Raw genomic sequence first — 25,797 nt, 5'->3', positions numbered from 1 at the left:
ACGGTTTCGCGAGGTGAGGCCGGTTGCCATTGACTCGACAGATTCGCCACGCAGTCTGTCCTGATAGTTCCCTGCCCCGTCCCCCCAGCCGGGGGACAGGCGAAAGCCCGGCCGGTCGCCCCCTCCCCGGCCGGGCTTTTCTATTCGTAGCTGGCACGACGGCGTCAGCCCACCAAATTGCCCACAAGATCAGGCGGATGCCCGCCTTTCCTGAATCAGGCTGGCAAGTGCCCGGTCCTGCCTCACAGGAAGCCGGCCACCTTCGTGTCTGTCTGCGCGAAGATCTCGTCCGGCACGAAAAAGTCTCCGGCCAGCGCGCCCTTGGCGCCCGGCGAGTATTTCGAAAAATCGTTGACGCCCGCCTCGCGCAGCACCAGCTCGTCGATGAAGAAATTGCCCGTCGTCTCTCGTGAAGGCCGGGTCAGGATCGCATGGGCCGCATCGGCCATGATCTCGGGCGAGCGGCTCATGGCCGCCACCGCTTCGCCTCCCAGAAGGTTGCGCACCGCCGCCGTGTCGATCGCCGTAAGCGGCCACAGCGAATTGACCGCGATGCCTGCCTTGGCAAACTCCGCGCTCATGCCCAGCGTGCACATCGACATGCCGAACTTGGCCATTGTGTAGGCCACGTGGTTCTTGAACCACTTGGCGTCCATGTCGAGGGGCGGCGCCAGATTCAGGATGTGAGGATTTTGCGCCAACTTCAGGTGCGGTATGCACATTTTCGAAACCAGGAACGTCCCGCGCGTATTGATCTGGTGCATCAGGTCAAAGCGCTTCATGTCCGTTTCCAGCGTACCGGTGAGTTGGATGGCGCTGGCATTGTTGATGCAGATATCGATGCCGCCGAATTTCTCGACCGTCTTTGCGACAGCCTCGGCAACCTGCGCTTCCTCGCGTATGTCGCAGACAACCGGCAGTGCCTTGCCGCCCGCCTTCTCGATCTCTTCGGTCGCCGTGTAGATCGTGCCCGGCAGTTTGGGGTGCGGCTCGGTCGTCTTGGCGGCGATGGTCACATTGGCGCCGTCGCGCGCGGCTCTCAGCGCGATCGCAAGGCCGATCCCGCGCGATCCGCCGGAGATGAACATGGTCTTTCCTTTGAGGGACATTGCCGCGCTCCGAATTTGTCTAGCCTTGAACAATCTTGCCCCGCCCCGCGCTGCCTTGCAAGGCGGCAGCGCGCTGGCGCGATCGCCGCTCGCTTTGGAGCCAGACCTCAAGCCCCCGCAAGCGGCCCAAGCCAAGACCTCGGCCGCGACCCGGCGGGCACGGACCACGGGCGACGGCTATTCGGCCGAAACCCGTCGCCCGCCCCCAGCCGAGGCGCCGCAGCGCTATTTGACGCCGAACACCTCGGCGCAGCGCGAAAGGCTCAGGCCCTGGCCGTCGGTATCTCGCGTCGCCTCGACATTGGTGATTGTGCCGCTGGCATCGACGGTTATCTGCGCCTCGCAGAACAGGTGCTCAACGCGCGCCGGCTTTACCATCACCTGCTGCGGGCCGAAGCCGCCGAAGCTCACGCTGGAACTGGTGGTACGGCTCTCGGTCACCGTGGTCGAGCTGTTGGGCTGCGATATGGTAGTGGTTGTCTTGGTGCTGGTCCTGCCGGCCATCGGATCGCTGGGGTTGCCGACCGTCATGTACTCCGCCGGTATCGTGCGCGAGGTTTCGCCGCCGCGCCAGCGATAGACCTTGCCGCCATTGTTCAGGTCGAATTCCGAGATCGGAGCGCCATAGCTGGAAAAGAAAACGTCGCTCGGCTGGCCGATGAAGCGCGACTTGATCGCCTTGTTGGCTTCCTCAGTGGTCGTGCATGCGGCAAGTGCCGGCGCCAGCAGCGCCAGAACCAAGCCTACCCCTCTTGCCCCGCCGCGAAAACGCGAGGCCTTGTTTCCAAGCGACATTCTTTCCTCCGGCACTCGTCCCCGCCCCGCCGGCGCTGTGCCGCAGCGGAGCCGCGCCATTGCAATGCTGCAATGCACGGCGCTGCATAGCGTGATTCTAAATCCCGCGTCTCAGGGCTTGAACAGGTTGCGGTTGCGAAGCGCCCGCACGACAGACGGCGCAGCCAGTCGGTCGCCGGCCTTATTCCGTGCGCCGCGAATGGGCTCGGCATCGAGCCTCAATTCAGATCTGGTCGAATGGCGCCTGCCGCAGCCAGCGGCGTGCAGGCTGTCAGCCGAAAATCCGGTCGCCCTGCTCGTCGATCATCTGCTTGCCCTTGCGGAAGGAAACGTCGATCGCATCGTCGAGCGAGGCGAACCGATCGGCGCGAATGAACCTGTGCTCCTTCACCACGCCGCCGATTTCCTTGGAGATGATGCCGCAGGTCTGGAATTGGCCTTCTTCCTTGAAAGGCGTGGCCCGGATGCGGAAACCGTTGTGCTCGATCTCCTTGACGGCCGCTTCCTGGGCCGGACCGGCGTTTTCACCGCCGCCGCCGAAAAGACGCTTCAGAAAGGACATGGCCACCTCGCTTCCGATTCAAACGCAAACTAGCTCTTTCGCGCTGCCCCGTCGAGGCGGTGCAACAAACAGGCGGAGATGCTGGCCGCCCCATGGTTGCCCGTCCGCCGGGCCACCGCTGCGGGCGCGACTTGCTCTAGCCAAGAGACGTGATGATCTCTCGATAGGCGGCTTCCGGGAAGGCCTTCAGCGTTTGCGTGCGCACGTTGCCTGCCATGCCGATCTGCAGGCTGAAACGCGCCGCCACCGCATCGTCCGGTGCCTCACCGATCAGCACCATGTCGTATTTGCCCATGGTCATGTAAAAGGCCTTGAAGCTGCCGCCCATATCCTCGAGCTGCTTCTTCACCGCATCCAGCCGCTTGGGCGACTCGCGCACGTTCCTGATGCCCTGATCTGTCCATTTCACAAGCATGATGTAAGTGGTCACAGCACACCTCGCTTCCGGTGCCGTGGGGCGAGACAGGCCCTGAGCCGGCATCGGGATGTTGCCCCCGTTCACCCGGTAGGGAATATGGAGCCATGGCGGAGCCAGGCAAGCGGGCACCGCACTGGCCGCGCGAAAGGCCGGCCACCGTCAGGCCGTCGGCCGGGAGCCTGTCATTCGGGCCGGTCCCAGCCCTTTCCTCCGGGCGGCGGCACGCATCTTCCGTCGCGGAAAAGCCGCCACAACTCGCAGATGCGGTCATCACCCGGCAGTCGGCAAAATCCGAACTGCCTGCCCTTCTCATCTTGCCGGGTGTCCGACTGACCGCCAATGGCTGCGCAATAGTCGGTTGCTGCGTTGGCCAGGCCTATCACCGCCCGGGGTCTGGGATAGCACCCGACCAGGGCGATCAAGGCGGGGATCATGACAACGCACTGCATTCGAAGGGCGATTGCCATCTCTTCGCTCCTCCCCTTTTCACCGGACAGAAAAAAGCCCGGGACATGCCCGGGCTTTCTTCGGTTTCTCAGCTATCGAGGAAGCTTCTCAGCTTGCGCGAGCGGCTCGGATGCTTGAGCTTGCGCAGCGCCTTGGCCTCGATCTGGCGGATACGCTCGCGGGTGACCGAGAACTGCTGGCCAACCTCTTCGAGCGTATGGTCGGTGTTCATTCCGATGCCGAAGCGCATGCGCAGCACGCGCTCCTCGCGAGGCGTCAGCGAGGCCAAGACGCGCGTGGTCGTCTCGCGCAGGTTGGCCTGGATCGCCGCGTCGATCGGCAGGATCGCCATCTTGTCCTCGATGAAGTCGCCGAGGTGTGAATCCTCCTCGTCGCCCACCGGCGTTTCGAGGCTGATCGGCTCCTTGGCGATCTTGAGAACCTTGCGGACCTTCTCCAGCGGCATGGCCAGCTTCTCGGCCAGTTCCTCCGGGGTCGGCTCGCGGCCGATCTCGTGCAGCATCTGGCGCGAGGTGCGGACGATCTTGTTGATCGTCTCGATCATGTGCACCGGAATGCGGATGGTGCGGGCCTGGTCGGCGATCGAGCGGGTGATCGCCTGCCGGATCCACCAGGTGGCGTAGGTGGAGAACTTGTAGCCACGCCGGTACTCGAACTTGTCCACCGCCTTCATCAGGCCGATGTTGCCCTCCTGGATCAGGTCCAGGAACTGCAGGCCTCGGTTCGTGTACTTCTTGGCGATGGAGATGACGAGGCGCAGGTTGGCCTCCACCATTTCCTTCTTGGCAATCGCCGCCTCGCGCTCGCCCTTCTGCACCTGGTTCACGATCTTGCGGAACTCGATGATGGAAATGGCGGTTTCGGTGGCCAGATGCTGGATCTCGGAGCGGATGTCGCGGATGGCATCCTTCTCCCTGGCGCTGAACTCCTTCCAGCCGCGGGTGGAAAGCTTGGAGATCTTGTCGGTCCAGTTGGGATCGAGCTCCGAGCCCTGATACTCCCGCAGGAACTCTTCGCGGCGCACGCCATAGCTTTCGGCCAGGCGCAGGAGCTTGCCTTCGTTCTGCACCAGACGCTTGTTGATGTCGTACAGCTGCTCGACCAGCGCCTCGATGCGGGCGTTGTTGAGCGACAGCGACTTCACGGCCTTGATGAGCTGGTCCTTCAGCTCCTTCAGGCGGCGGTCCTGGCTGGGCGAAAGCATGTCGGCGTCGGCCAGTCGGCTTTCCACCTGCTGGTCCTGCAGCTTGCGCAGCTTCTTGTAGGTGTCGGCGATGACGTCCAGCGTCTCCATGACCTGCGGGCGCAGCTCCGCTTCCATAGCCGCCAGCGACAGGTTGGCCTCGTCTTCCTCTTCCTCTTCCTCTTCGGGGCGCGTTTCGCCGCCGACATTGGTGATGTCGTCGTCGTCACTGCGCGAGGCGCGGCGCGGCTTGCTGTCCTCGGGCGTCTTCGGCCGTTCCAGCTCCTCGCGGTCGAGCGCGGGCGCCTGCTTGGCCTCGGGGCCGGCATAGGTGGCTTCGAGATCGATGATCTCGCGCAGCAGGATCTTGGCTTCGTTGAGCTCGTCTCGCCAGATGATGATGGCCTGGAAGGTCAGCGGGCTTTCGCACAGGCCGGCGATCATGGTTTCGCGGCCGGCTTCGATGCGCTTGGCGATGGCGATTTCGCCCTCGCGCGACAGAAGCTCCACCGAGCCCATCTCGCGCAGATACATGCGCACGGGGTCGTCCGTGCGATCGGTCGGCTCTTTCTTGGTGACGGCCGCAACCGCGGTGCCGGTCTGTTCGGCCAGCTCGTTGGCGTCGTCTTCGGCGTCGCCGCCCGCGCCTTCGCTGTCCTCGCCAGCCTCGTCGTCCTCGACCACATTGATGCCCATGTCCGAAAGCATGGCCATGGTGTCCTCGATCTGCTCGGAGGTCACTTCCTCCGAGGGCAGCACCGAGTTCAGCTCGTCCATGGTCACATAGCCGCGTTTTTTCGCGGCCTTGATCATCTTCTTGACAGCATCATCGGAAAGGTCGAGCAGAGGGCCGTCGGGGGCGCCTTCGCGTTCGTTCTCGACCTCTTCCTTTTCCTTTATCGCCATTCTTTTGCTTTCTCCAAGCGACCGGATGTGGGGAGCCCCTGAGACTCCCGGACCGGGTAACAAATCACCTGCGCTGACTTGCGTCTGTGCATGCCGTTAGCAGCGACCGAGTTACCTCTTGATTAACCCTAATATCTGGGGCCGCTTGCGCGCCTCGTCCAGATCAGCTTCCCATCCTGCCAATTCGGGTGCGGACCGAGCCGCTCATACAACTCGAATCGTTCTGATTCCGTCAAACGGAACGAACGTCAAGCGCCTGTTCGCATGATTCGCCCCTAAAAGGCGAATCAAATGCGAATCACCGCCGTTTCCGCGCCTTCAGCCGCGGTCGCCGCGACCCGAAGATATGCCGAAGCCTTCAATCAGCGCTTCGGTTGCCTGCACATCGCGAAACTGAGCCTGGATTTCGACAAGATGACGGTAGTTCTCGTCGGTAGGGTCGGTTGCCAGAGCCGTCTCCGCTGCTTTAAGCTCCTTATGTAGGGTCCGGGCGCTGCGGTGCAAGTGCAGGGCCTGGGCGAAGGCGTCGCGCGCATCCTCCAGCGCTGCGTCCTCCAGCGCCGGCCACAGCCGCGCCTTGCGCACCAGCGCGGTGGCCCGTTCCCAGACCTCCGAAAGACCGGCCCGCTCGACATTGGCAAGAACCTCCTCGCGCGTCTCGGCATCATGCGCCACAGCGTCGATAAGCGCACTGTGCAGCTGGCGCAGGTCCTGGTCGGACAGGTCCAGGTCCTCGACGTGCTCGAACTGCTCGTCCACCAGCATGGGATGGTTGACCAGCGTCACCACCAGCGCCGCCTCGCGCAGCGACATCAGGCCGCCGGCGCGCCGCACCATGGCCGAGCGCGCCAGGCTTTCCGAAACCGCCAGCCGCCCCGTCGCGGCGCCCGGCCGCCCGCGCTGCTCGCCGAAGCGCCTGCCCCCGCCGCCCTGCCTTTGCTTGCCGCCCGCGCGCTGCGCGCCGAAGAAGCTCAGCACGCGGTCGCGCATCTCCTGCGCGTAGTGAAAGCGCACGCTCTCGTCCTTGATGCGGTTGGTCAGCTCGCGCAGCGTCTTCTCCAGCTCCGCGCGCCGCTCCGGCGTGTCGAAGACCCCGCCGGAGGTCTCGCGCATCCACAGCATATCGGCCAGCGGCCGCGCCTCGCCCAGGAGCTGCCTGAAGGCGTCCGGCCCTTCCGCCTTGACCAGGTCGTCCGGATCCTTGCCCTCCGGCAGCAGCGCGAAGCGCGCCGTATGGCCCGCCTGCACCATCGGCAGCACCATGTCTGCGGCGCGCCATGCCGCGCGCAAACCGGCCTGGTCGCCGTCGAAGCACAGCACCGGCTCGCCGCTCATGCGCCACAGAAGTTCGAGCTGGTTTTCCGTCAGCGCGGTGCCCAAGGGCGCCACGGCGTTGTCGAAGCCGGCCTGCGCCAGCGCGATCACGTCCATGTAGCCCTCGACCACGATCACCGTGCCCTCGCGTCCCATCCCCTTGCGGGCGCGGGCGAAGTTGTAGAGCACGTTGCCCTTGTGGAAGAGCTCGGTGTCGGGCGAGTTCAGATATTTGGCCGCGACGTCCGGCGACAGCGCCCGCCCGCCGAAGGCGATCACCCTGCCGCGCGCATCCTCGATCGGAAACATCACCCGGTCGCGGAAGCGGTCGTAGGAAACCGGAATGTCCGGCCCCGAAACCACCAGCCCGCAAGCTTCGATCTGCGCGCGCTCGACGCCCTTGGAAGCCAGGAACTCCTTCAGCGCGTTGCGGCTGTCGGGCGCATAGCCCAGGCCGAATTTCTGCTGCATCGCCGGGGTCAGCCCGCGGTCGCGCAGATAGGCACGCGCCTTGGCCCCGTCGGAAGATTGCAGCCGGTCCTGGAAGAACTTTGCCGCCATCTCCATGACGTCGTGCAGCGAGGCGCGCTCGCGCTCGCGCCGTTCCTCGACCACGTCGCGCGCCGGCATCGGCACGCCGGCCATGTCGGCAATGCGCTCCACCGCCTCGGGGAAGCTGAGACCGTCCAGCTCGGTCAGGAACTTGAAGTGGTCGCCCGAAACGCCGCAGCCGAAGCAGTGATAGCGCCCCTTGCGGTCCTCGCAGTGGAAGCTCGGCGACTTCTCGCCATGGAAGGGGCAGCAGGCCCAGAAATCGCCGCGCGGAGCGTTGGTCTTGCGCCGGTCCCACGTCACGCGCGAGCCGATCACGGCCGAAATCGGCACGCGGTCGCGTATCTCGTCGAGGAAGGAAGGTGAAAAGCGCATGGGATAGCTCGTTGTCGTCCCCATATAACATGACGGCCGCCGGATACGACTCCCGGCCGAGAAAATGCCCGCTGTTCACAGGCCACGCCCCATTTCCGACACTTTGCGTCGGCCTGACGGATGCCAGCGCGGTGGACGGAAAATATTATCCGGCTAATCTACCCTCAGGCGCAAAATGACCCTGATTCGCGAAGAAACCCGCTGTGGCAATCCCTTGCTGTCGGCCTTGGCTGCCGGTGGTCGCGGAGGATTTTCGTCATGAGCGGCTCGGTGGTTCTTCTGCATCTGGCAGGCGCGGTGGCGCTGATGCTCTATGCCACGCGCATGGTGCGCACGGGCGTCGAGCGCGCCTATGGCGACGTGCTGCGCCAAAAGCTGCGCGCCACCATGCGCAACCCGCTGATGGCGGTCATCCTCGGCACCGGCCTTGCCGTCGCCCTGCAAAGCTCCACCGCGGTCACGCTGCTGGTCGGCTCCTTTGCGGGCGCAGGCATAGTCAGCGGCATGGCGGGCCAGCTTGCGGTTCGCGGAGCCGAAATCGGCTCGGCGCTGGTGGTCAAGATCCTGTCATTCGATCTTTCCTTGCTGGTCCCGGTCTGCCTTGCCGCCGGCACGGCCATCTTCATGACCACCGAGCGGCGCACATGGCGACAGTTCGGCCGCATCCTGGTGGGCATCGGCCTGCTGCTCCTGTCGCTGGAGATGATCGGCCAGGCTTCCGAGCCGCTGCGCGAAAGCCAGCTCCTGCCGGTCATCGTCGACTATTTCTCCGGCGATCCGGTCACCGCCTTCCTGCTCGCAGCTCTCATCACTTGGCTGTTTCATTCTTCCATCGCGGCGGTGCTCTTGCTTGTCGCGCTGTCGGGCCGCAGCCTCCTGCCGCCCGAGCTCGGCGTGGTCATGGTGCTGGGGGTCAATCTCGGCAGCTCGGTCATCGCGCCGCTGCTGACGCGAGGTGCGGCGCCGGAAGTGCGCGTGGTGCCGGTGGGCAACCTGCTCATGCGCGGGCTCGGCTCCGTGGTCATGCTAACGCTGTTCCTCACCTTCAAGCCGCCTGTGAGCTTCCTCGGCGCGGCCGTGCCGGACCAGATCGTCAACGCGCACATCCTTTTCAACTGCATCATCCTGCTTGCCGGCATGCCGCTCGCCGGGCTGGTATACCGCGCCTCGCAGCGCATCGTGGCACTGGCCACCCCTGCCGCGCAGGAAGATCCGCTCGCCACGGTCGAATTCAGCGCGCTCGACGAGGCCGACCTCGACACGCCGAGCCAGGCGTTGGCCAATGCCACGCGCGAGGTTCTGCAGGTGTGCGAGATCGTCGAGATCATGCTCAAGCGCATCATCGAGCTCTACGAGCACGCCGACGCCGACAAGATCAACGCACTGGCCGCGCTGGACGACCGCGTCGACAGTAAGCACGCAGCGATAAAGCTCTATCTGGCCAAGGCAACCATCCGCCAGATGACCGAGGACGAGGCGCTGCGCTGCCAGGAACTGATCGGCGCCTGCGTCAAGCTCGAGCAGGTGGGCGACATCGTCGTGCGCAACATGCTGGTGCATGTGCAGAAGAAAACTGAGCGCGCCCTTGAATTCACGCCCGAGGGCTGGCGCGAGCTGGCTGCCTTTCACGCTTCTGTGGTCGCCAATGCGCGGCTGGCCTTCAACGTGCTGATCTCGCGCGATCCGCACACCGCCCGCCAGCTCGTGGAGGAAAAAGACCGACTGCGCGACTTCGAGAAGGAGACGAGCCAGAGCCATTTCGTGCGGCTGCGCGACGGTTCGGCCCGCAGCGTCGAGACCAGCTCGATCCACCTCGACACCATCCGCGACCTCAAGCAGATCAATTCCCTGCTGGCCTCGATGGCCTATCCGGTGCTTGAGGAGCAGGGCCTGCTGCGCGGAACGCGACTGGCGGTGAACTGAGGCTGGGGCATTGTAGACGGAGCGCGATGAGGTCTCGACGGAAGGTCATCGCGCTCTGCCAGTTGCAGCCTACTGCAGCGATGCCTTCACCAGCGCGCTGGCCTTGCCGAAATCCATCTGGCCGGCAAATTTCTCGCGCAGCGCCGTCATTACGCGGCCCATGTCGCGCAGGCCTTCGGCCCCGGTCTCGGCGATTGCGTCGCGCACGGCCTGCGTCACCGCTTCGTCGTCCATCTGCTTGGGCAGGAACTCGCGGATGATCTCGATCTCGTCGCGCTCCTGCGCCGCCAGTTCCGGCCGGCCGCCATCCTCGAAGGCCTTGGCCGATTCCTCGCGCTGCTTGACCATCTTGGCCAGGATCAGCCGGATGTCCTCGTCGCTGACCGGGTCCTTGCCGGCGCCGCGGTTGGAAATGTCGCGGTCCTGGATCGCCGCATTGATCAGGCGCAGCGTCGAGGTGCGGCGCTTGTCCTGCGCCTTCAGTGCGGTCTTCAGTGCCTCAGCGATGATCTCGCGCATGGCGACAACTCCTTGGATTGGCGCCGACAATAGACCATGATCCCGCTGGCGGGAAAATGGTTTTCTACTTTCGGGCGAAGGGGCGGCTTGCTCCCGATTCCATCGGGAAGCGCACCCGTCTAATGCGGCCCGCGATGGAAGGCAAACCCCGCCGCGATCGCCATCTGATTGCGATATTGCGCTGCAAAATTTTTGCCGGCTGCAGCCGGCGCCAACATTGACCGTGCGGGCACCTTCCCCTATTGTGCGTGCCTTGCATGGACTTGTTTTTGGGTATGCACGGGGGTTTGCGGTTCGCGCGGGGCCCCGTGTTTTTTGCTGCGCCATTCGGCCCGCTCGCCGGGCCGTCACCACGGCGCCGCTCGAGCCGCACCCGGCCCGCCCGCTGACCAAGCCGACCGCGAAGACAGGATATGGAGTAGCCGACATGGCCACCAACACCGCCCCCTGGGCAACCCAAGCGCCAACCGCAGTTCTGGTTCTGGCCGACGGGACGGTCATCGAGGGCCGCGGCCTGGGCGCCACCGGCAGCGCGGTCGCCGAGGTCTGCTTCAACACCGCCCTCACCGGCTACCAGGAAATCCTCACCGATCCGTCCTATGCCGGCCAGATCGTCACCTTCACCTTCCCGCACATCGGCAACATCGGCACCAATGACGAAGACGCCGAAGACCTGAACCCGGCCGCCCACAACGGCGCGGTCGGCGCCGTCTTCAAGGCCGACATCACCTCGCCCTCCAACTACCGCGCCACCAGCGATCTCGACCATTGGCTGAAGCGGCGCGGCGTCGTCGCCATCTCCGGCATCGACACCCGCGCGCTCACCGCGCTGATCCGCGAAAAGGGCTCGCCCAACGCCGTCATCGCGCATTCGCCCGACGGCAAGTTCGACCTCGAAGACCTCAAGGCCCGCGCCGCCGGCTGGCCCGGCCTGGTCGGCCTCGACCTCGCCAAGGAAGTCACCTCCGGCCAGTCCTCGGTCTGGCGCGAGACGCCCTGGGTCTGGAATGAAGGCTATGGCGAGCAGACCGCGCCGACCATGCACGTGGTCGCGGTCGACTACGGCGTGAAACGCAGCATCCTGCGCATCATTGCCGGGCTGGGCGCCAAGGTCACCGTCGTGCCGGCCACCACCAGCGCCGAGGACATCCTGGCCATGCGGCCGGACGGCATCTTCCTGTCCAACGGCCCCGGCGACCCGGCGGCGACCGGCGAATATGCCGTGCCGACCATCAAGAACCTGCTCAAGACCGACATTCCCGTCTTCGGCATCTGCCTCGGCCACCAGATGCTGGCCCTAGCGCTCGGCGGCAAGACCGAGAAGATGCACCAGGGCCATCACGGCGCCAACCACCCGGTCAAGGACCACACCACCGGCAAGGTCGAGATCGTGTCGATGAACCATGGCTTTGCGGTCGACGCCAAGTCGCTGCCGGAAGGCGTCGTGGAAACCCACGTTTCGCTGTTCGACGGCTCGAATTGCGGCATTGCGCTCACCGGCCGCCCGGTGTTCTCGGTGCAGCACCACCCCGAGGCCTCGCCCGGCCCGCAGGACTCGCACTACCTGTTCCGCCGCTTCGTCGAAGCCATCCGCGCCCGCCAGGCCGAACCGGCGCTGGCTAGGCAGTAAGAAGCCAAGTAGAAGCCGCCTTCGGGCGGCTTTTTCTTTTTCGCGATCTTTGCGCGGCTTGCGCTCTTGCGATAATATAGCAATATCGTCGCATGAAGACGATTGTGCTGACCGCTTCGGCGGCGCGAGATCTGGACAATCTCCCCGCCGCGGCGCGCAGGCAGGTGTCGGACGGCTTGGTCGACTACGCGATCAGCGGCAAGGGCGACGTGAAGCGCCTCGTCGGACGCGATGGTTTCCGCCTGCGGATCGGCCGTTATCGCGTCATCTTCGACGAGGACCGGACAACCATATTGGCCATCTACATCGGCAAGCGCGACACGGTCACCTATCGCCGGAATCAGGATCAAAAGAGATGAACGCGCCCCAGATCATCAAAACTCCCAGCGGGGAGGAAATGGTCGTCCTTCCCAGAGCCGAGTACGAGGCACTCGTGCAGGCAGCCGACCAGGCCGCGGAGGATGCGGCCGATATCGCCATCTACGACGCCCGCAAGGCTGAATTGCACGGGACGGAGCCTTTTCCGGCCGAGCTTTCAATGGCGATCCTGCGCGGCGAAAGTCGCCTGAAAGCGCTGCGCAAATGGCGCGGCTTCACCCAAAGCGAGCTTGCCGAAAAGGCCGACGTGACGCAGGGCTTCCTTTCGGATCTCGAGGCGCGCCGCAGAACAGCGTCGGCCGAAACTGCCGCCAGGCTCGCCGAAGCCCTTGCGGTGCCGCTCGACTGGGTCGACGGCTAGCGGCGACAGGCCGAACCCGGCAACTCTTGCCGCCACGCCAACGCGTCCCACGCCATCTCACACCGGGTTGTTGAACGTGTCGCAATCCTGCAGCTTGCCGCTCTGGAAGCCGCGGTTGAACCATTTCATGCGTTGCGCCGACGTGCCGTGGTTGAAGGTTTCGGGCACCACATAGCCCTGCGAACGCCGCTGCAGCGTGTCGTCGCCGATCTGCTTGGCCGCGTTCAGCGCCTCCTGCAGGTCGCCCTTCTCCAGGAGACCCTTCTGCGCCGTGTAATGCCCCCAGACCCCGGCGAAGCAGTCGGCCTGCAGTTCCACGCGCACCGACATGGCGTTGGACTCTTCCTCGCCCATCGACTGCCGCATCCGGTTGACCTTGGGCAGGATGCCCAGCAGGTTCTGCACATGGTGGCCGACCTCGTGCGCCAGCACATAGGCCTGCGCGAAATCGCCGGAAGCGCCGAACTGGCGAGCGAGCTGGTCATAGAAGGAGAGGTCGATATAGACCTTGTGGTCGTCAGGACAGTAGAACGGACCGGCCGCCGCCGACGCAAAGCCGCAGTTCGAGCGCGCATGGCCGGAGAAAAGCACCAGCTTCGGCTCCTCATAGGTCCGGCCATTGGCCTGGAAGATGCCGTTCCACACGTCCTCGGTCTCGGCCAGGACGGTGGACACAAACTGCTTCATCTCGTCTTGTGATTGCGGCGCGGTGCGGCTCACCTGGCCGCCGCCCGTTCCCATCCCGCCGCCGCCTTCGAGTATCTCGACCGGGTCGATGCCGCAGGCCCTGAGCGCCAGGAACAGGATGATGAGAAAGATGATGCCGGAAAGCGAAAGGCCGCCGCCGGTCGCGCCGCCCACCGGAATGCGGAAGCCGCCGCCCGGCCCCATGCCGAAACCGCCACCGCCGCGCTCGTCCTCTACATTGTCACTCTGACGGCGCCCTCTCCAAAGCATGCACGCGGCTCCTGTACTAATGCGGCACGCTTGCTGTCGCGCCGCTCAGTCTGAAACAGATGAACACCTCAAACAGTTGCATCAGCGGGTGAAGTTCCATTTCCCGCGGCCGGGCAACCGCCGGGGCGCGGGCCTGAAACTCAGCCCTCGGCCGGCTCTCAACTCTTCTGCTTTGTGCCGGCGCTCTTGCCGTCCGAGCTCTTCGCGCGCTCCTCGAAGCGCTTTTCGCCCTTCTTCAGCTCGTGGCCGGTGCGGGCCTCCACCTTGCGCTCATCCCCGGCTGCCGCCTGCCTGAGGCCCTTGGCCGCTTCCTTGCCTTTCGGCGTCGGTGCCTGGTTCGTTCCCATCTCGCTGCTCCTGCGTTGCCGCCGGGTCCGCCCGGCTCGGCACCAACGCATCACCTCCGCACCCGTTCCCCGCACGCGCTGCTGCCCTTCCGGGCATCGCCGCCGCGTCTTGCGACCCCCGGAACCGGTGCAGTCAGCCAAAATCGCATGCGCCAGCCTTGTTTCGGCCTTGATCGCTCCCATGTTATATTGCCAATGATTTGCAATTGCGAATAACCCGAAAAGACCATTGCATGGATTTATCCAGCCGCACCGCCACCGAAACCGCCGAGGGCTGGCGCCAGCCGCGAGGCGAAGCATCGCTTTCGGACGTACACCGCTCTATCTCAGTCAGAACCCACGGCCCGACCTGGCGTCGGGCCGTTGCCTTTATAGGCCCCGGCTATCTCGTCGCCGTCGGCTATATGGACCCTGGCAACTGGGCCACCTCGCTCGCCGGCGGCTCGAAATTCGGCTATGCGCTGCTGTTCGTGGCGTTGATCTCCAACATCATGGCGGTCGTGCTGCAGGCGCTCTGCGCCCGGCTTGCCATCGGCTCGGGGCGCGACCTTGCCCAGGCCTGCCGCGATGCCTACGGCAAGCAAGTTTCCTACGGCCTGTGGTTCATGGCCGAGATCGCCATCATCGCCACCGACCTTGCCGAGGTCATCGGCACCGCCATCGGCCTCAACCTCATCTTCGGCATCCCGCTTGAAATGGGCGTCGTCATCACCGCGCTCGACGTGTTCCTCATCCTCTATCTGCAGAAGCTTGGCTTCCGCTGGGTCGAGGCGCTGATCATCACGCTGCTTGCGGTCATCGCGGCGTGCTTTGCCATCCAGATCGCACTGGCCGACCCTAACTGGGCCTCGGTGGTGCGCGGCTTCGCCCCCACCACCCAGATCGTCACCAACCCGGAAATGCTCTATCTGGCGCTCGGCATCCTCGGCGCCACAGTCATGCCGCACAATCTCTACCTGCATTCCGGCATAATACAGACCCGCGCCTATGGCGAAACCATCGAGCACAAGCGCGAGGCGCTGAAATTCGCGTCCTGGGATTCCGCCATCGCGCTGACCTTCGCCCTGCTCATCAACGCATCCATCCTCATCCTCGCCGCCGCCACCTTCCACAAGGTCGGCCAGACCGATGTCGAGGACATTGCCCAGGCGCACGCGCTGCTTGCCCCGCTGCTCGGGCTGTCGATGGCGCCGATATTGTTCGGCATCGCGCTCATCTGCTGCGGCATCAATTCCAGCGTCACGGCAACGCTCGCCGGCCAGATCGTCATGGAAGGTTTCATCCGCATCAAGCTGGCGCCCTGGCTGCGCCGGCTCATCACCCGCGCCATCGCCATCCTGCCGGCCGCCGCCGTCACCGTCTGGTACGGCGAAAGCGGCACCGCCAAGCTCCTCATCCTCAGCCAGGTCGTGCTCAGCCTGCAGCTTTCCTTCGCGGTGTTCCCGCTGGTCATTTTCACCGCCAGCAAGGCCAAGATGGGCGCCTTGGTGGCGCCACGCTGGCTCACCGCCTTCGCGATGGTCATTGCCCTGGTCATCGCGGTGCTGAACCTGAAGCTGATCTACGACTTTGTTCTCGGCTGACCGGCCCGACCAGAGCCAGTTCTCAAGGCTCTGGCGCGGAAATGCGTTCTCCCGCAAAATCGATCTCGTGCATGTCGGCACCAGGGCGCGCCGTGCGTCCTTGGGCTGTCCTCGGGCATTCTGGCGCCCGTGAGTTCAGGGAGACACATCATGAGAGAAATCAATGCCACGGTCTTCGTCAGCCTCGACGGGGTCATGCAGGCGCCGGGAGGCCCGCAGGAGGACCCCACCGGCGGCTTCCAGCATGAAGGCTGGGCGGTGCCCCATTTCGACGAGGTAGTGGGCGGCGTCATGGGCAAGCTGTTCGAGAGACCCTTCGACCTGCTTCTGGGCCGGCGCACCTATGACATCTTCGCCGCCCACTGGCCCTATGCGAAGGACGATCCGATCGGCACGCTGTTCGACGGCGTGACCAAATATGTCGCCACCCACAAGCCTGACAGCCTCACCTGGCAGAACACCACATGGCTCGGCGAGGACGTCCCCACTTCATTGCGCGAACTGAAGCAGGGCGACGGGCCGGACCTGCTCATCCAGGGCTCCAGCCAGCTCATCCAGCAACTCTTGCAGCACGACCTCATCGACCGCATCCAGCTCATCGTCATGCCGGTAGTGCTCGGCAGCGGCAAGAAGCTGTTCGGGTCCGGTACCATGCCCGCGGCGCTCAAGCTGACCGACAGCCTCGTCACGCCCAACGGCGTCATCATCGCGACCTACGAACGCGCCGGCGAGGTCGAGACCGGCGACTTCGGACTGGAAAACCCGAGCGAGGCGGAACTGGAGCGGCGGCGCGGACTGGCTGAGATGGAGCGGAAGCTGCCCGGCAGATAGCATCGGCCGTTTCGTCAAGCAACGCCGGAACCGGGCGTGCACACGGGTAAGCTGGAGTTAAGTGTTGCTTCCTATTGTGCGCCCGGCGTTGCTCCAGGGAGCCGCTTCGACACGGCTCCGATCGGGATGAGCAGCATGGATAAGCAGCAGATTTGGGATCAGGTGCGGTCACAAGCCATTGCCACGCCTTCGATCTACGGGGCCGTGGATTTTGACGCCGTGCCGGAGCGCTTTGCCGGCGCTGCCGGTGATCCGAATGAACTGCGATCTGCAAGCGATGCAGAGCGTGCCCAGCTTCTCGCTGATGACGGCCTGATGACACTCATCCGCGCCTACACCTTCATGGGCGATCGCGTGGCCGATCCTTATGCCGCCCTGATGCCGGAATACGGCTTCAAGCGCCTGATCGACATGGTCGATCAGGCCTGCAAGCGCGGCATTGATTCCGTTGCCGACGCCCCGCCGGAACTGCGCACCTTCATCACGGCGATGGAAACGGTGCCCGATTGGCTGGACATGGCGATGGTCGAGGAAGGAGCTCGTCTCGAGCGGGCGGCCATGGCGATCATGAGCCCCATTGCCATCCGCGCCGCCTTCATCGCGACCTTCATGAACCGGTACGCTGCGCTCCCGATGGCGCTGACCGGTGCGCTTTCGAATGAGAGCGCAGCCAGGCGTGTCAAGGAGACGGCGACGTTCTTCGCGACCTCGGTGCTGCCCGGCGCGCTTGCCCGCGGCGGCGATGGCTTCCGTGCTGCGGCGATGGTTCGCCTGATGCATGCGATGGTGCGCTTCAACGCCATGCGCAAGGGCCGCTGGGACGTATCGGTCTACGGCGTCCCGATCCCGCAGGTCGATCAGATGCCGGCGGGTCTCATATCGGTCACCATGATGGCAGCCGGCGTGCTGCGTCAGGGCCGTAGCGAGTTCACGGCGGAGGAGCGGGCCCGCGTCGAACTCAGCCGTTACCGTTGCTACCTGCTCGGTTTGCCCGAGACTCTCCTGGCGACCACGCCAAAGGAGATCGTGACGCTGATGGCCGCGAGCCTCGCGACACTGCGGTCGGGCTTCGATGACGATACCTGCGGCAATCTGCTGCGCGCGACGCTCGGCGCCTATCTCCCGCCGGACAACTCCCTCACCTCCCGCGTCTTCGATCGTGTGGAGAAAGGGTTCTCGAAGGTGTTCTTCGTCAAGAACTATGCGGGCGGGGATTCGGCGAGAGCCGCAAGCATGGGAGTGGTTCCCAATGCGCTGGACAAGGCCTGCTACGGCATCGCCGCAACGGTGACCGGTAGCCGCCTCCTGGCTTACAGGCTCGCGATGAACATACCGATGCTTGCAGGTGCAGTGGACCGACGTCTGGTTGCGATCATCGGGAAGCAGCTTGCATCCTGGGGTCATGCCCACTTCACGACCGACGCATCCGCCTATCGGCCGAGCGCGCCGTAGCCGATCGCGGCTGCTCGGCAACGCCGGATCTGTGAGAAAGCAGAGCCCGCGCCGGCGGTCGCACGTTCGCATCGTGTCGGGAGCGCAAAATGCCGCGGCCACTGTCATGACTGCGGGCGATTGCACACGGCGCCGAAGCCGTAAATCAACCACCAGGCCGACACGTGCCATTAGCGGCTGCAAACAACACAAAACACCATGGGACAAATGATAGCTTTGAGGGCAAACATCTTGGGGAAACTAGCAATTTGTCTATTCCTCATAGGTGGTTTATTCGGCTTCTCTGCAGATGCCATGCCGTCAGCGGACGCCACGCACTACGAATTTATTCTGGAAAACAGCACGCTCGAAATGACAGACGGCGTGCGCTTGGCTGTGACCTACTACCGGCCAGTGGCCAAAAAGCCTGATGAAACCTTCCCCGTGATTATGGAAATGCTGCCTTATCGCAAGGATGATTTTTTCGCGCTTGGCGATTATGAATATGGCTCATATTTTGCCAAGCGCGGCTATGTTGTTGCCCGTGTGGATGTGCGCGGTACGGGAGGCAGTGAGGGCGGCATTCCCGAAAGCGAGTATTCCGAAGCGGAGATTTCCGATGCGGAGGAGTTGATCGCCCAACTGTCCAAAATGAGATGGTCCAATGGCAATGTGGGAATGTATGGCCTTTCATGGAGTGCCTTCAACTCACTGATGACGGCCCACAGAAAACCGCCTGCGCTCAAGGCCATCATTGCGGCGCATGGGTCGACCGACCTCTTCTACAATGACGTGCACTACATCGACGGCGCTTTGCACATAGATTCCTATGCGCATCAAATTGATACCGATAGTTCGATGCCTCGAAGCCCGGACTACCGCATTGATGACGAGTATTTCCGGAATCGTTTCGACAGGGAACCCTGGATATTCACCTGGCTGCGCCAGCAACAGGATGGCGATTTCTGGCGCAAGGAGTCCCTCAAGTTCAAAGCCCCCCTGGAGGTTCCAAGCTATCTGATCGGTGGATTGCTCGACGGCTACCGGGATTTCGTCATGGATGTGGGTCGGACCGCCAAGGCGCCGGTCATTGCGGAAATCGGGCCATGGAACCACGCATGGCCTGAATACGGCGTGCCCGGCCCCAACTACGAGTGGCGGCAAAAGGCCTTGCGCTGGTGGGATTACTGGCTCAAGGGAATAGACAATGGGATTCTGGATGAGCCCCGCTGGATGGCATTCATGCGTACCGGGCACGCGCCTGCCACCGACCTGGCCACTGTCCCCGGTTATTGGCGCTGCGATAAGCAGTGGCCATCGGACGTCGGCACCACCCACCGCCTCTACCCTCAAACCGCGCAACATCTGGGCAATGCCCCTGCAGCGCTGGAAACCGCCCAAGCCCTGCTCTACCGCGCCGGCAGCGGGATGGCAGCTGGTGGTTGGTGGGGCGAACAAACGGGCGACATGGCAGCGGACGACGCCCACAGTCTGGTCTACGACTCTGCTCCCTTGGCCGAGGCCCTGGAAATCATGGGCATGCCGCAAGTGCGCTTGCGCGTGACCGCAGATGCTCCTTTTTACCAGTGGACAGTGCGTTTGGAGGATGTTGCTCCGGATGGCAAGGTGTCCTTGGTCAGCGGCGCGATCATCAATCCTTCCCAGCGTTTTTCGCGGCTTGAGCCTGCGGCGCTGATACCCGGTGAACCGACTACGCTGACCACCTCGGTTCACTTCACCACATGGCGCTTCAAACCCGGCCATCGTATCCGCCTGGCCGTCGCCAACGCGCAATTTCCCATGGTCTGGCCCAGTCCTACGCCGGGCACCACCAGTCTTTTGCTGAGCAACGACACATGGCTCGAATTGCCGGTGGTGCCGACGCAAAACGATACGACCCAAGCTTGTATGCTACCCCCGCCGGAGCCCAGTGATGCGGCACCTTTTGGCAAAGAGCTGGAAAATAACGGCCCTGTTTTCAACAGTTTCCGCAATGAACAAACCGGCGATTCGACATTCACGACCGCCAGCGACATTTCCTGGATCATTCGTGACGACAAATATCGATCCAGCGAGTCATACCGATGGGACGTCAATGACGCCATGCCCGCCAACGCCCGCTACCAAGGCGAACGTAGAAATATTTTTACCATCAAGGGCAATGAAATAGACCTCTCGACCAAGGCACGGATCGAGTCGGATGCCTCATATTTCCACGTCACTTTCACCAAGACTTTGCGGAAGAACGGCGAACTGATTAGAGAAAAGACATGGGCAGACCATATTCCGCGGATGTTTCAGTGAGGAAGCCCCTATAAACCGTGCCGACCCAATAGAACCTGCACGAGGACGCCCGTCGACGCCAGCGGCGAGCCTCAGAGCCAAGGGGAACGTCAGCTTGCTGGATTTAAGCAGCTGGAGACGAACGACCGCGATAAGGTCGAAATCAGCTTTCCCGTACCCAACGGCAAGCAAGTTTCCGCCTGCATCCCCACGTGTCCTGCGAAGGCCGTGCGGCCCAAGCAGAGCCACGAGGGACGCCTCCTCCCCATCCGCATGACTGCCATGTCGAAAAGTCGCGAAGATTCACGCATATTTGGGGTTACAAGCGTGCCGGCATTTGCCTATAAGGCGCCCTTAGCCTGACAACAGACTCTGCATCCCCACCGGCCGGGCGTTCCCGCGCCGGGGTTTCGTGTAGAGCCAAAGACGAACGGACCCCGCCCATGCCAAAACGCACCGACATCAAGTCCATCCTGATCATCGGCGCAGGGCCCATTGTCATCGGGCAGGCCTGCGAGTTCGACTATTCCGGCACCCAGGCCTGCAAGGCGCTGCGGGAGGAAGGGTTCCGCGTCATCCTGGTCAATTCCAACCCGGCCACGATCATGACCGACCCGGACCTGGCCGACGCCACCTATATCGAGCCGATCACGCCCGAGGTCGTCGCCAAGATCATCGCCAAGGAGCGCCCCGACGCGCTGCTGCCCACCATGGGCGGCCAGACCGCACTCAACACCGCGCTGTCGCTGCGCCGCATGGGCGTGCTCGAGCGCTATAATGTCGAGATGATCGGTGCCGACGCGCACGCCATCGACAAGGCCGAGGACCGCGCCCTGTTCCGCGAGGCCATGGCCAAGATCGGGCTGGAGACGCCGCGCTCGATGCTGGCCAACGCCACCGACGTCAAGGACGCCGACCGCAAGAAGCATGAGGCCGAGCGCGCCGAGTTGAAGGCCTCCGGCGCCTCCGACACCGCCCTCGACGCGCTCGAAACGCAGTGGAACCTCGGCGAAGGCGACCGCAAGCAGCGCTACGTCTCGCACGCCATGGGCGTGGCCGCCCAGGCGCTCGACGTGGTCGGCCTGCCGGCCATCATCCGCCCCTCGTTCACGCTCGGCGGAACCGGCGGCGGCATCGCCTTCAACCGTCAGGAATTCTTCGAGATCGTGCAGTCGGGCCTCGACGCCTCGCCCACCACCGAAGTCCTCATCGAGGAAAGCGTGCTCGGCTGGAAGGAATACGAGATGGAGGTCGTCCGCGACAAGGCGGACAACTGCATCATCGTCTGCTCCATCGAGAACATCGATCCGATGGGCGTGCACACCGGCGATTCCATCACCGTTGCACCGGCGCTGACGCTGACCGACAAGGAATACCAGATCATGCGCAACGCCTCGATCGCGGTGCTGCGCGAGATCGGCGTCGAGACCGGCGGCTCCAACGTCCAGTTCGCCGTCAACCCCGAGGACGGCCGCCTCGTCGTCATCGAGATGAACCCGCGCGTGTCGCGCTCGTCGGCGCTCGCCTCCAAGGCCACCGGCTTCCCCATCGCCAAGATCGCCGCAAAGCTCGCCGTCGGCTACACGCTGGACGAACTTGAGAACGACATCACCGGCGGCGCGACGCCGGCCTCCTTCGAGCCGACCATCGACTATGTCGTCACCAAGATCCCGCGCTTTGCGTTTGAGAAATTCCCCGGCGCAGAGCCGACGCTGACCACCGCCATGAAGTCGGTGGGCGAGGTCATGGCCATCGGCCGCACCTTCCAGGAATCGCTGCAGAAGGCCCTGCGCGGCCTGGAAACCGGCCTCACCGGCCTCGACGAGATCGAGATCCCCGGCTACGGTCATGGCGACGACAAGAACGCCGTCCGCGCAGCCCTCGGCACCCCCACGCCCGACCGCCTGCGCATGGTCGCCCAGGCCATCCGCATGGGCACCTCGCTGGAAGACGTGCACGCCATGTGCAAGATCGACCCGTGGTTCCTGGAGCAGATCGCCGGCATCATCGCCATGGAAGAGCGCATCCGCGAGCACGGCCTGCCGGAAGACGCGGTGAACCTGCGCATGCTCAAGGCCATGGGTTTTTCGGACGCCCGCCTGGCCTCACTGACGGGCAAGACCGCCAAGGCGGTCGCGCAGCTGCGCAATTCGCTCGGCGTCCACCCGGTCTACAAGCGCATCGACACCTGCGCCGCCGAGTTCGCCTCCCCCACCGCCTATATGTACTCCACCTATGAGGTGCCGTTTGCCGGCCAGCCCGCAAACGAGGCCGGCGTCAGCGACCGCAAGAAGGTGGTGATCCTCGGCGGCGGCCCGAACCGCATCGGCCAGGGCATCGAGTTCGACTATTGCTGCTGCCACGCCTGCTTCGCGCTGGCCGAGGCCGGCTACGAATCCATCATGATCAACTGCAACCCGGAAACGGTCTCGACCGACTACGACACCTCCGACCGGCTCTATTTCGAGCCGCTGACGGCGGAAGACGTGATCGAGATCCTGAAGATGGAGCAGAGCCGCGGCGAGCTCGTCGGCGTCATCGTGCAGTTCGGCGGCCAGACCCCGCTGAAGCTGGCCGAAGCGCTGGAGAAGAACGGCATCCCGATCCTCGGCACCTCGCCCGACGCCATCGACCTCGCCGAAGACCGCGACCGCTTCCAGAAGCTCTTGCAGAAGCTCGACCTCACCCAGCCCAGGAACGGCATCGCCTACTCGGTCGAGCAGGCGCGCACCGTGGCCGGCGAGCTCGGCTTCCCGCTGGTGGTGCGCCCGTCCTATGTGCTGGGCGGCCGCGCCATGCAGATCATCCACGACGAGAGCATGCTGCAGACCTACCTGCTCGACATCGTGCCCGGCCTGGTGCCCGAAGACATCAAGCAAAAGTACCCCAACGACAAGACCGGCCAGATCAACACGCTGCTGGGCAAGAACCCGCTGCTGTTCGACACCTATCTCACCGACGCCATCGAAGTCGACGTGGACTGCCTGTGCGACGGCGAGGAAGTCTTCGTCTCCGGCATCATGGAGCACATCGAGGAGGCCGGCATCCATTCGGGCGATAGCGCCTGCTCGCTGCCGGTCCACTCGCTGTCCGCCGAAATCGTCGAGGAACTGGAGCGCCAGACGGCGGCCCTTGCCCGCGCGCTCAAGGTCGGCGGCCTGATGAACGTGCAATACGCGATCAAGGACGGCACCATCCATGTGCTGGAGGTGAACCCGCGCGCCAGCCGCACCGTGCCCTTCGTGGCCAAGACCGTGGGCAAGCCGATCGCCAAGGTCGCGGCCCGCATCATGGCCGGCGAGACGCTGGACTCAGCCTTCGCCCATTACGGCGCAAGGCCCGACGCGCGCACGCCCGGCCACATCGCGGTCAAGGAAGCGGTGTTCCCGTTTGCGCGCTTCCCGGGCGTCGACATCCTGCTCGGGCCCGAAATGCGCTCCACCGGCGAGGTCATGGGGCTGGACCGCGACTATGCGCTGGCCTTCGCCAAGGCGCAGCTCGGCGCGGGCGTCGACCTGCCGCGCTCCGGCACGCTGTTCGTCTCGGTGCGCGACGACGACAAGCAGGGCGTGCTGGCGCCCGTCAAGCGCCTGGCCGAACAGGGCTTCAAGGTGCTGGCCACCGGCGGCACCCAGCGCTTCCTGGCCGAAAACGGCGTCGCGGCGGAAAAGATAAACAAGGTGCTGGAAGGCCGCCCGCATATCGAGGACGCCATCCGCAACCGCCAGATCCAGATCGTGTTCAACACGACCGACGGCCAGAAGGCGGTGTCGGATTCAAAATCGATCCGCCGCGCGACCCTGATGCAGAAGGTGCCCTACTACACCACGCTGGCCGGCATGGGCGCGGTCGCCGAAGCCATCGCCGCGCTGAAGGCAGGCAGCCTGGAGGTCAGGCCGCTGCAGGAGTATTTTTGAGAAAATTGCTACACAGGCTGCTAGCTAAGCGAAGATTATTTTCGCTTGGCTAGGATAGCTATATCGCTTTTCAGATCTTTTTCCGCAGCCCACTCGAGACAACCTAAGAGCAGGTGCCTCGCCAACTGTTCGGCGCGTGCGGCTATAGTGCTCCAATCCAAATGCGCTTGATCATTGTTTCCGTGGATTGTTCTGCTTCTTCCCTGCTTATAGATTCTCAAAACTGCAGTCTCTAGGGTCGTCCCATCCGAGAAAACTACGTCAGTGCGCTTCCATCCAAGAACCCGCTCAAAAACCGCTAAAATTGCCCCGTCCCCCTTTCCACTAGCAAGCGCATCCATGCATGCGGCGTACTTAACTGTCGCAATAAGTGGAGATGTCTCTCTGCAACCCTCATGAAACCATAGAGTTGCATGGAATACCTTGCGAAGTGTCCGTTGGCGATCGTTGTCGGCACCTTCTTTTAATATGAAACTGATTATCTCTGCGAAAAGAGCAAAATAAGATCTTTCATTACTATACAATTCCAACCAGTCACTTCCCCTGAAGGTGCCATCAACTGCCAAGTTTATCTTGCTATATGAACATAGAAGGCGCCCTTGAATTATGGTCATGCTGACCAGAGAGCGCACCTCACGATCATAGGCCAAGTTAAAACCGGCCAAGCGCTTTGACGGGGTACGCCATAAAAGAGCAATTGCGGTTAGAGCAATGCGGGCGGCGATGAGAGCTTTTTCCTGCCCAAAGTGCTGCGTTAGACCATCCGTGGTAACGCTAATAACATAGCGGCAACTGCCGATCAGATCGAGGATTTCGCGCTCATACACACTTTCCCAACTACGCTTCCGTTTCCTAAGCCGTTGGCCGTGCCAAACTGCGGCAATCCTATTGGCAGTAACCTTCCCAATCTCTCTTCTGGCTAGTCGACGAGAAAGCCAGTCGTTTCGGGCCTCAAATCTCACGGCGCCAATTTCAAATGGAGCAACATCAAAGCCAAACAGGGTGCAAGCAAAACAATGTTGGTGGAGACCGCTCCGCTGTGTCCACTTCGATGTGATCGTCGACAAAGTTTCTCGAACCACCGTATCCGAAATCTCGGCTACGGGACCATCTAGATCAACCTTGGCCAACTCCGCAGCAACTGCTGATCTGACTAACGGTCGAAGATCCTGGATACCAGTTGTCTGGCGAAAATCGTCTATCTTCTCATGAATATGTCCCGCCACTTGGGCAATCAGATCATCGATCTTCTTGTTTACGTGGAGTGCACGCCCCTCTCCAACGCCTATAATTCTTGGAAACCCAAACTCATCGCCTTTAGTTAAGAGGTGGACCGGCACACCCTGGATTGCCTTCAATTCTACAATAATCTCTGAAATCAGATGGTAAAGCATGGCGCACAGACCTACCGGAAATCGTTGTACTAGGTTTCTCTAGTGGCGCGCATAAAGCAACTCTGTCCCGCTGCTATGCGATGAGACCGCACCTGAGCAATCGAATTGCACAGATCATCGATACGCGCCTGACATCACTTGGCCGCGCGGCCAAGTGCGGATGAAATCCGCTGCGCTCTCCGCGCAAGAGATTGATTTTCCTGGCCGTAAAGATCGGGGACGAGTTTCTTCATCCCCGCCCTTTCCGATGCCTTCATAATGGCCCGCATCGGCCTCACGGGAACACGGGTCATGAACCGGATGCACGTGGAGGCCGGCGATGTCCGGGCTGGTGGCGCTACGGTGGCGTTGCTGGGTGATGAACCCCCAAGCCCGGGCCTTGGCGGCGGCTGGCCACGCGAATGTGGAGGGTGAGGAATGGTCCGCGAAGCGGACGAAAAGCCAACGATTTGGCTTTTCGAATGACGAACGCCCGGAGCCATAGCGGAGGGCCGGAGCGGGGGCAAGAGCATCGAACGGGCGGTCGAAGGGCCGCAAGATTTACCTAGATGAGCGCGTCCG

Annotated in this window: 20 protein-coding genes; 9 read left to right on the top strand and 11 right to left on the bottom strand. The window is 63.3% G+C overall.

Annotated elements, in window-relative coordinates; genetic code table 11:
• Window positions 1-242: 242 nt before the first annotated feature.
• The 7 genes from AC3A4H_RS09230 to dnaG form a co-directional block, all read right to left on the bottom strand.
• Window positions 243-1,109, bottom strand: coding sequence for an SDR family oxidoreductase (locus AC3A4H_RS09230; RefSeq protein WP_487766432.1), 867 nt, complete (start codon window positions 1,107-1,109; stop codon window positions 243-245).
• A gap of 225 nt (window positions 1,110-1,334) precedes the next feature.
• Window positions 1,335-1,904, bottom strand: coding sequence for a hypothetical protein (locus AC3A4H_RS09225; RefSeq protein ID WP_487766431.1), 570 nt, complete (start codon window positions 1,902-1,904; stop codon window positions 1,335-1,337).
• A gap of 271 nt (window positions 1,905-2,175) precedes the next feature.
• Window positions 2,176-2,466 carry an HlyU family transcriptional regulator gene (locus AC3A4H_RS09220; protein WP_487766430.1) on the bottom strand — a complete coding sequence of 97 codons (291 nt, stop codon included), beginning with the start codon at window positions 2,464-2,466 and terminating at the stop codon, window positions 2,176-2,178.
• A 136-nt stretch (window positions 2,467-2,602) separates the two neighbouring features.
• Window positions 2,603-2,896, bottom strand: coding sequence for a GYD domain-containing protein (locus AC3A4H_RS09215; protein ID WP_348777537.1), 294 nt, complete (start codon window positions 2,894-2,896; stop codon window positions 2,603-2,605).
• 170 nt (window positions 2,897-3,066) lie between these two features.
• Window positions 3,067-3,351: a DUF333 domain-containing protein gene (locus AC3A4H_RS09210; RefSeq protein ID WP_487766429.1), complete on the bottom strand. Its 285-nt coding sequence runs from the start codon at window positions 3,349-3,351 to the stop codon at window positions 3,067-3,069.
• A 68-nt stretch (window positions 3,352-3,419) separates the two neighbouring features.
• Window positions 3,420-5,441 carry an RNA polymerase sigma factor RpoD gene (gene rpoD / locus AC3A4H_RS09205; protein ID WP_348777539.1) on the bottom strand — a complete coding sequence of 674 codons (2,022 nt, stop codon included), beginning with the start codon at window positions 5,439-5,441 and terminating at the stop codon, window positions 3,420-3,422.
• Between the two features lie 318 nt (window positions 5,442-5,759).
• On the bottom strand, window positions 5,760-7,682 hold the full coding sequence (dnaG, locus tag AC3A4H_RS09200) for a DNA primase (RefSeq protein WP_487766428.1): 1,923 nt from the start codon (window positions 7,680-7,682) through the stop codon (window positions 5,760-5,762).
• A 258-nt stretch (window positions 7,683-7,940) separates the two neighbouring features.
• Between dnaG and AC3A4H_RS09195 the strand changes: the two genes are divergently transcribed.
• The gene (locus AC3A4H_RS09195; protein WP_487766427.1) at window positions 7,941-9,605 is read left to right on the top strand and encodes a Na/Pi cotransporter family protein; all 1,665 of its coding nucleotides are present in this window, start codon (window positions 7,941-7,943) and stop codon (window positions 9,603-9,605) included.
• Window positions 9,606-9,674: 69 nt separating this feature from the next.
• On the opposite strand, the gene AC3A4H_RS09190 is transcribed toward AC3A4H_RS09195, so the two are convergent.
• Window positions 9,675-10,124, bottom strand: coding sequence for a GatB/YqeY domain-containing protein (locus AC3A4H_RS09190; RefSeq protein ID WP_487766426.1), 450 nt, complete (start codon window positions 10,122-10,124; stop codon window positions 9,675-9,677).
• A 427-nt stretch (window positions 10,125-10,551) separates the two neighbouring features.
• Here AC3A4H_RS09190 and carA point away from each other — a divergent pair, with 427 nt between their 5' ends.
• The 3 genes from carA to AC3A4H_RS09175 all read left to right on the top strand — a co-directional run bounded on the left by carA (window position 10,552) and on the right by AC3A4H_RS09175 (window position 12,493).
• Window positions 10,552-11,754: a glutamine-hydrolyzing carbamoyl-phosphate synthase small subunit gene (gene carA, locus AC3A4H_RS09185; protein ID WP_487766425.1), complete on the top strand. Its 1,203-nt coding sequence runs from the start codon at window positions 10,552-10,554 to the stop codon at window positions 11,752-11,754.
• A gap of 92 nt (window positions 11,755-11,846) precedes the next feature.
• Window positions 11,847-12,113 carry a type II toxin-antitoxin system RelE family toxin gene (locus tag AC3A4H_RS09180; protein ID WP_487766424.1) on the top strand — a complete coding sequence of 89 codons (267 nt, stop codon included), beginning with the start codon at window positions 11,847-11,849 and terminating at the stop codon, window positions 12,111-12,113.
• On the top strand, window positions 12,110-12,493 hold the full coding sequence (locus AC3A4H_RS09175) for a helix-turn-helix domain-containing protein (protein WP_487766423.1): 384 nt from the start codon (window positions 12,110-12,112) through the stop codon (window positions 12,491-12,493). The genes AC3A4H_RS09180 and AC3A4H_RS09175 overlap by 4 nt, the downstream gene beginning before the upstream one ends.
• 57 nt (window positions 12,494-12,550) lie before the next feature.
• Here the strand turns inward: AC3A4H_RS09175 and ypfJ are convergent, their stop codons facing one another.
• On the bottom strand, window positions 12,551-13,450 hold the full coding sequence (gene ypfJ, locus AC3A4H_RS09170; protein WP_487766422.1) for a KPN_02809 family neutral zinc metallopeptidase: 900 nt from the start codon (window positions 13,448-13,450) through the stop codon (window positions 12,551-12,553).
• 158 nt (window positions 13,451-13,608) lie between these two features.
• A complete protein-coding gene (locus AC3A4H_RS09165; protein ID WP_487766421.1) occupies window positions 13,609-13,797 on the bottom strand; it encodes a hypothetical protein in 189 nt (62 codons plus the stop codon).
• A 233-nt stretch (window positions 13,798-14,030) separates the two neighbouring features.
• Here AC3A4H_RS09165 and AC3A4H_RS09160 point away from each other — a divergent pair, with 233 nt between their 5' ends.
• The 5 genes from AC3A4H_RS09160 (at window position 14,031) to carB (ending at window position 23,842) form a co-directional block, all read left to right on the top strand.
• Window positions 14,031-15,380 (top strand): Nramp family divalent metal transporter, encoded by a 1,350-nt coding sequence (locus tag AC3A4H_RS09160; RefSeq protein WP_487766420.1) that lies wholly within the window; start codon window positions 14,031-14,033, stop codon window positions 15,378-15,380.
• A 150-nt stretch (window positions 15,381-15,530) separates the two neighbouring features.
• On the top strand, window positions 15,531-16,211 hold the full coding sequence (locus AC3A4H_RS09155; protein WP_487766419.1) for a dihydrofolate reductase family protein: 681 nt from the start codon (window positions 15,531-15,533) through the stop codon (window positions 16,209-16,211).
• Window positions 16,212-16,346: 135 nt separating this feature from the next.
• A complete protein-coding gene (locus AC3A4H_RS09150; protein WP_487766418.1) occupies window positions 16,347-17,663 on the top strand; it encodes an oxygenase MpaB family protein in 1,317 nt (438 codons plus the stop codon).
• 294 nt (window positions 17,664-17,957) lie between these two features.
• Window positions 17,958-19,946 (top strand): CocE/NonD family hydrolase, encoded by a 1,989-nt coding sequence (locus AC3A4H_RS09145; protein ID WP_487766417.1) that lies wholly within the window; start codon window positions 17,958-17,960, stop codon window positions 19,944-19,946.
• A 422-nt stretch (window positions 19,947-20,368) separates the two neighbouring features.
• Window positions 20,369-23,842 (top strand): carbamoyl-phosphate synthase large subunit, encoded by a 3,474-nt coding sequence (gene carB, locus AC3A4H_RS09140; protein ID WP_487766416.1) that lies wholly within the window; start codon window positions 20,369-20,371, stop codon window positions 23,840-23,842.
• A gap of 35 nt (window positions 23,843-23,877) precedes the next feature.
• On the opposite strand, the gene AC3A4H_RS09135 is transcribed toward carB, so the two are convergent.
• The gene (locus AC3A4H_RS09135; RefSeq protein ID WP_487766415.1) at window positions 23,878-25,236 is read right to left on the bottom strand and encodes a hypothetical protein; all 1,359 of its coding nucleotides are present in this window, start codon (window positions 25,234-25,236) and stop codon (window positions 23,878-23,880) included.
• Window positions 25,237-25,797: the final 561 nt, after the last annotated feature.

Source organism: Pseudaminobacter sp. Soil_N_29, from assembly GCF_057656055.1.
The sequence above is the reverse complement of the archived record's forward strand: the minus strand, read 5'-3'. Positions and strand labels throughout refer to the sequence as shown.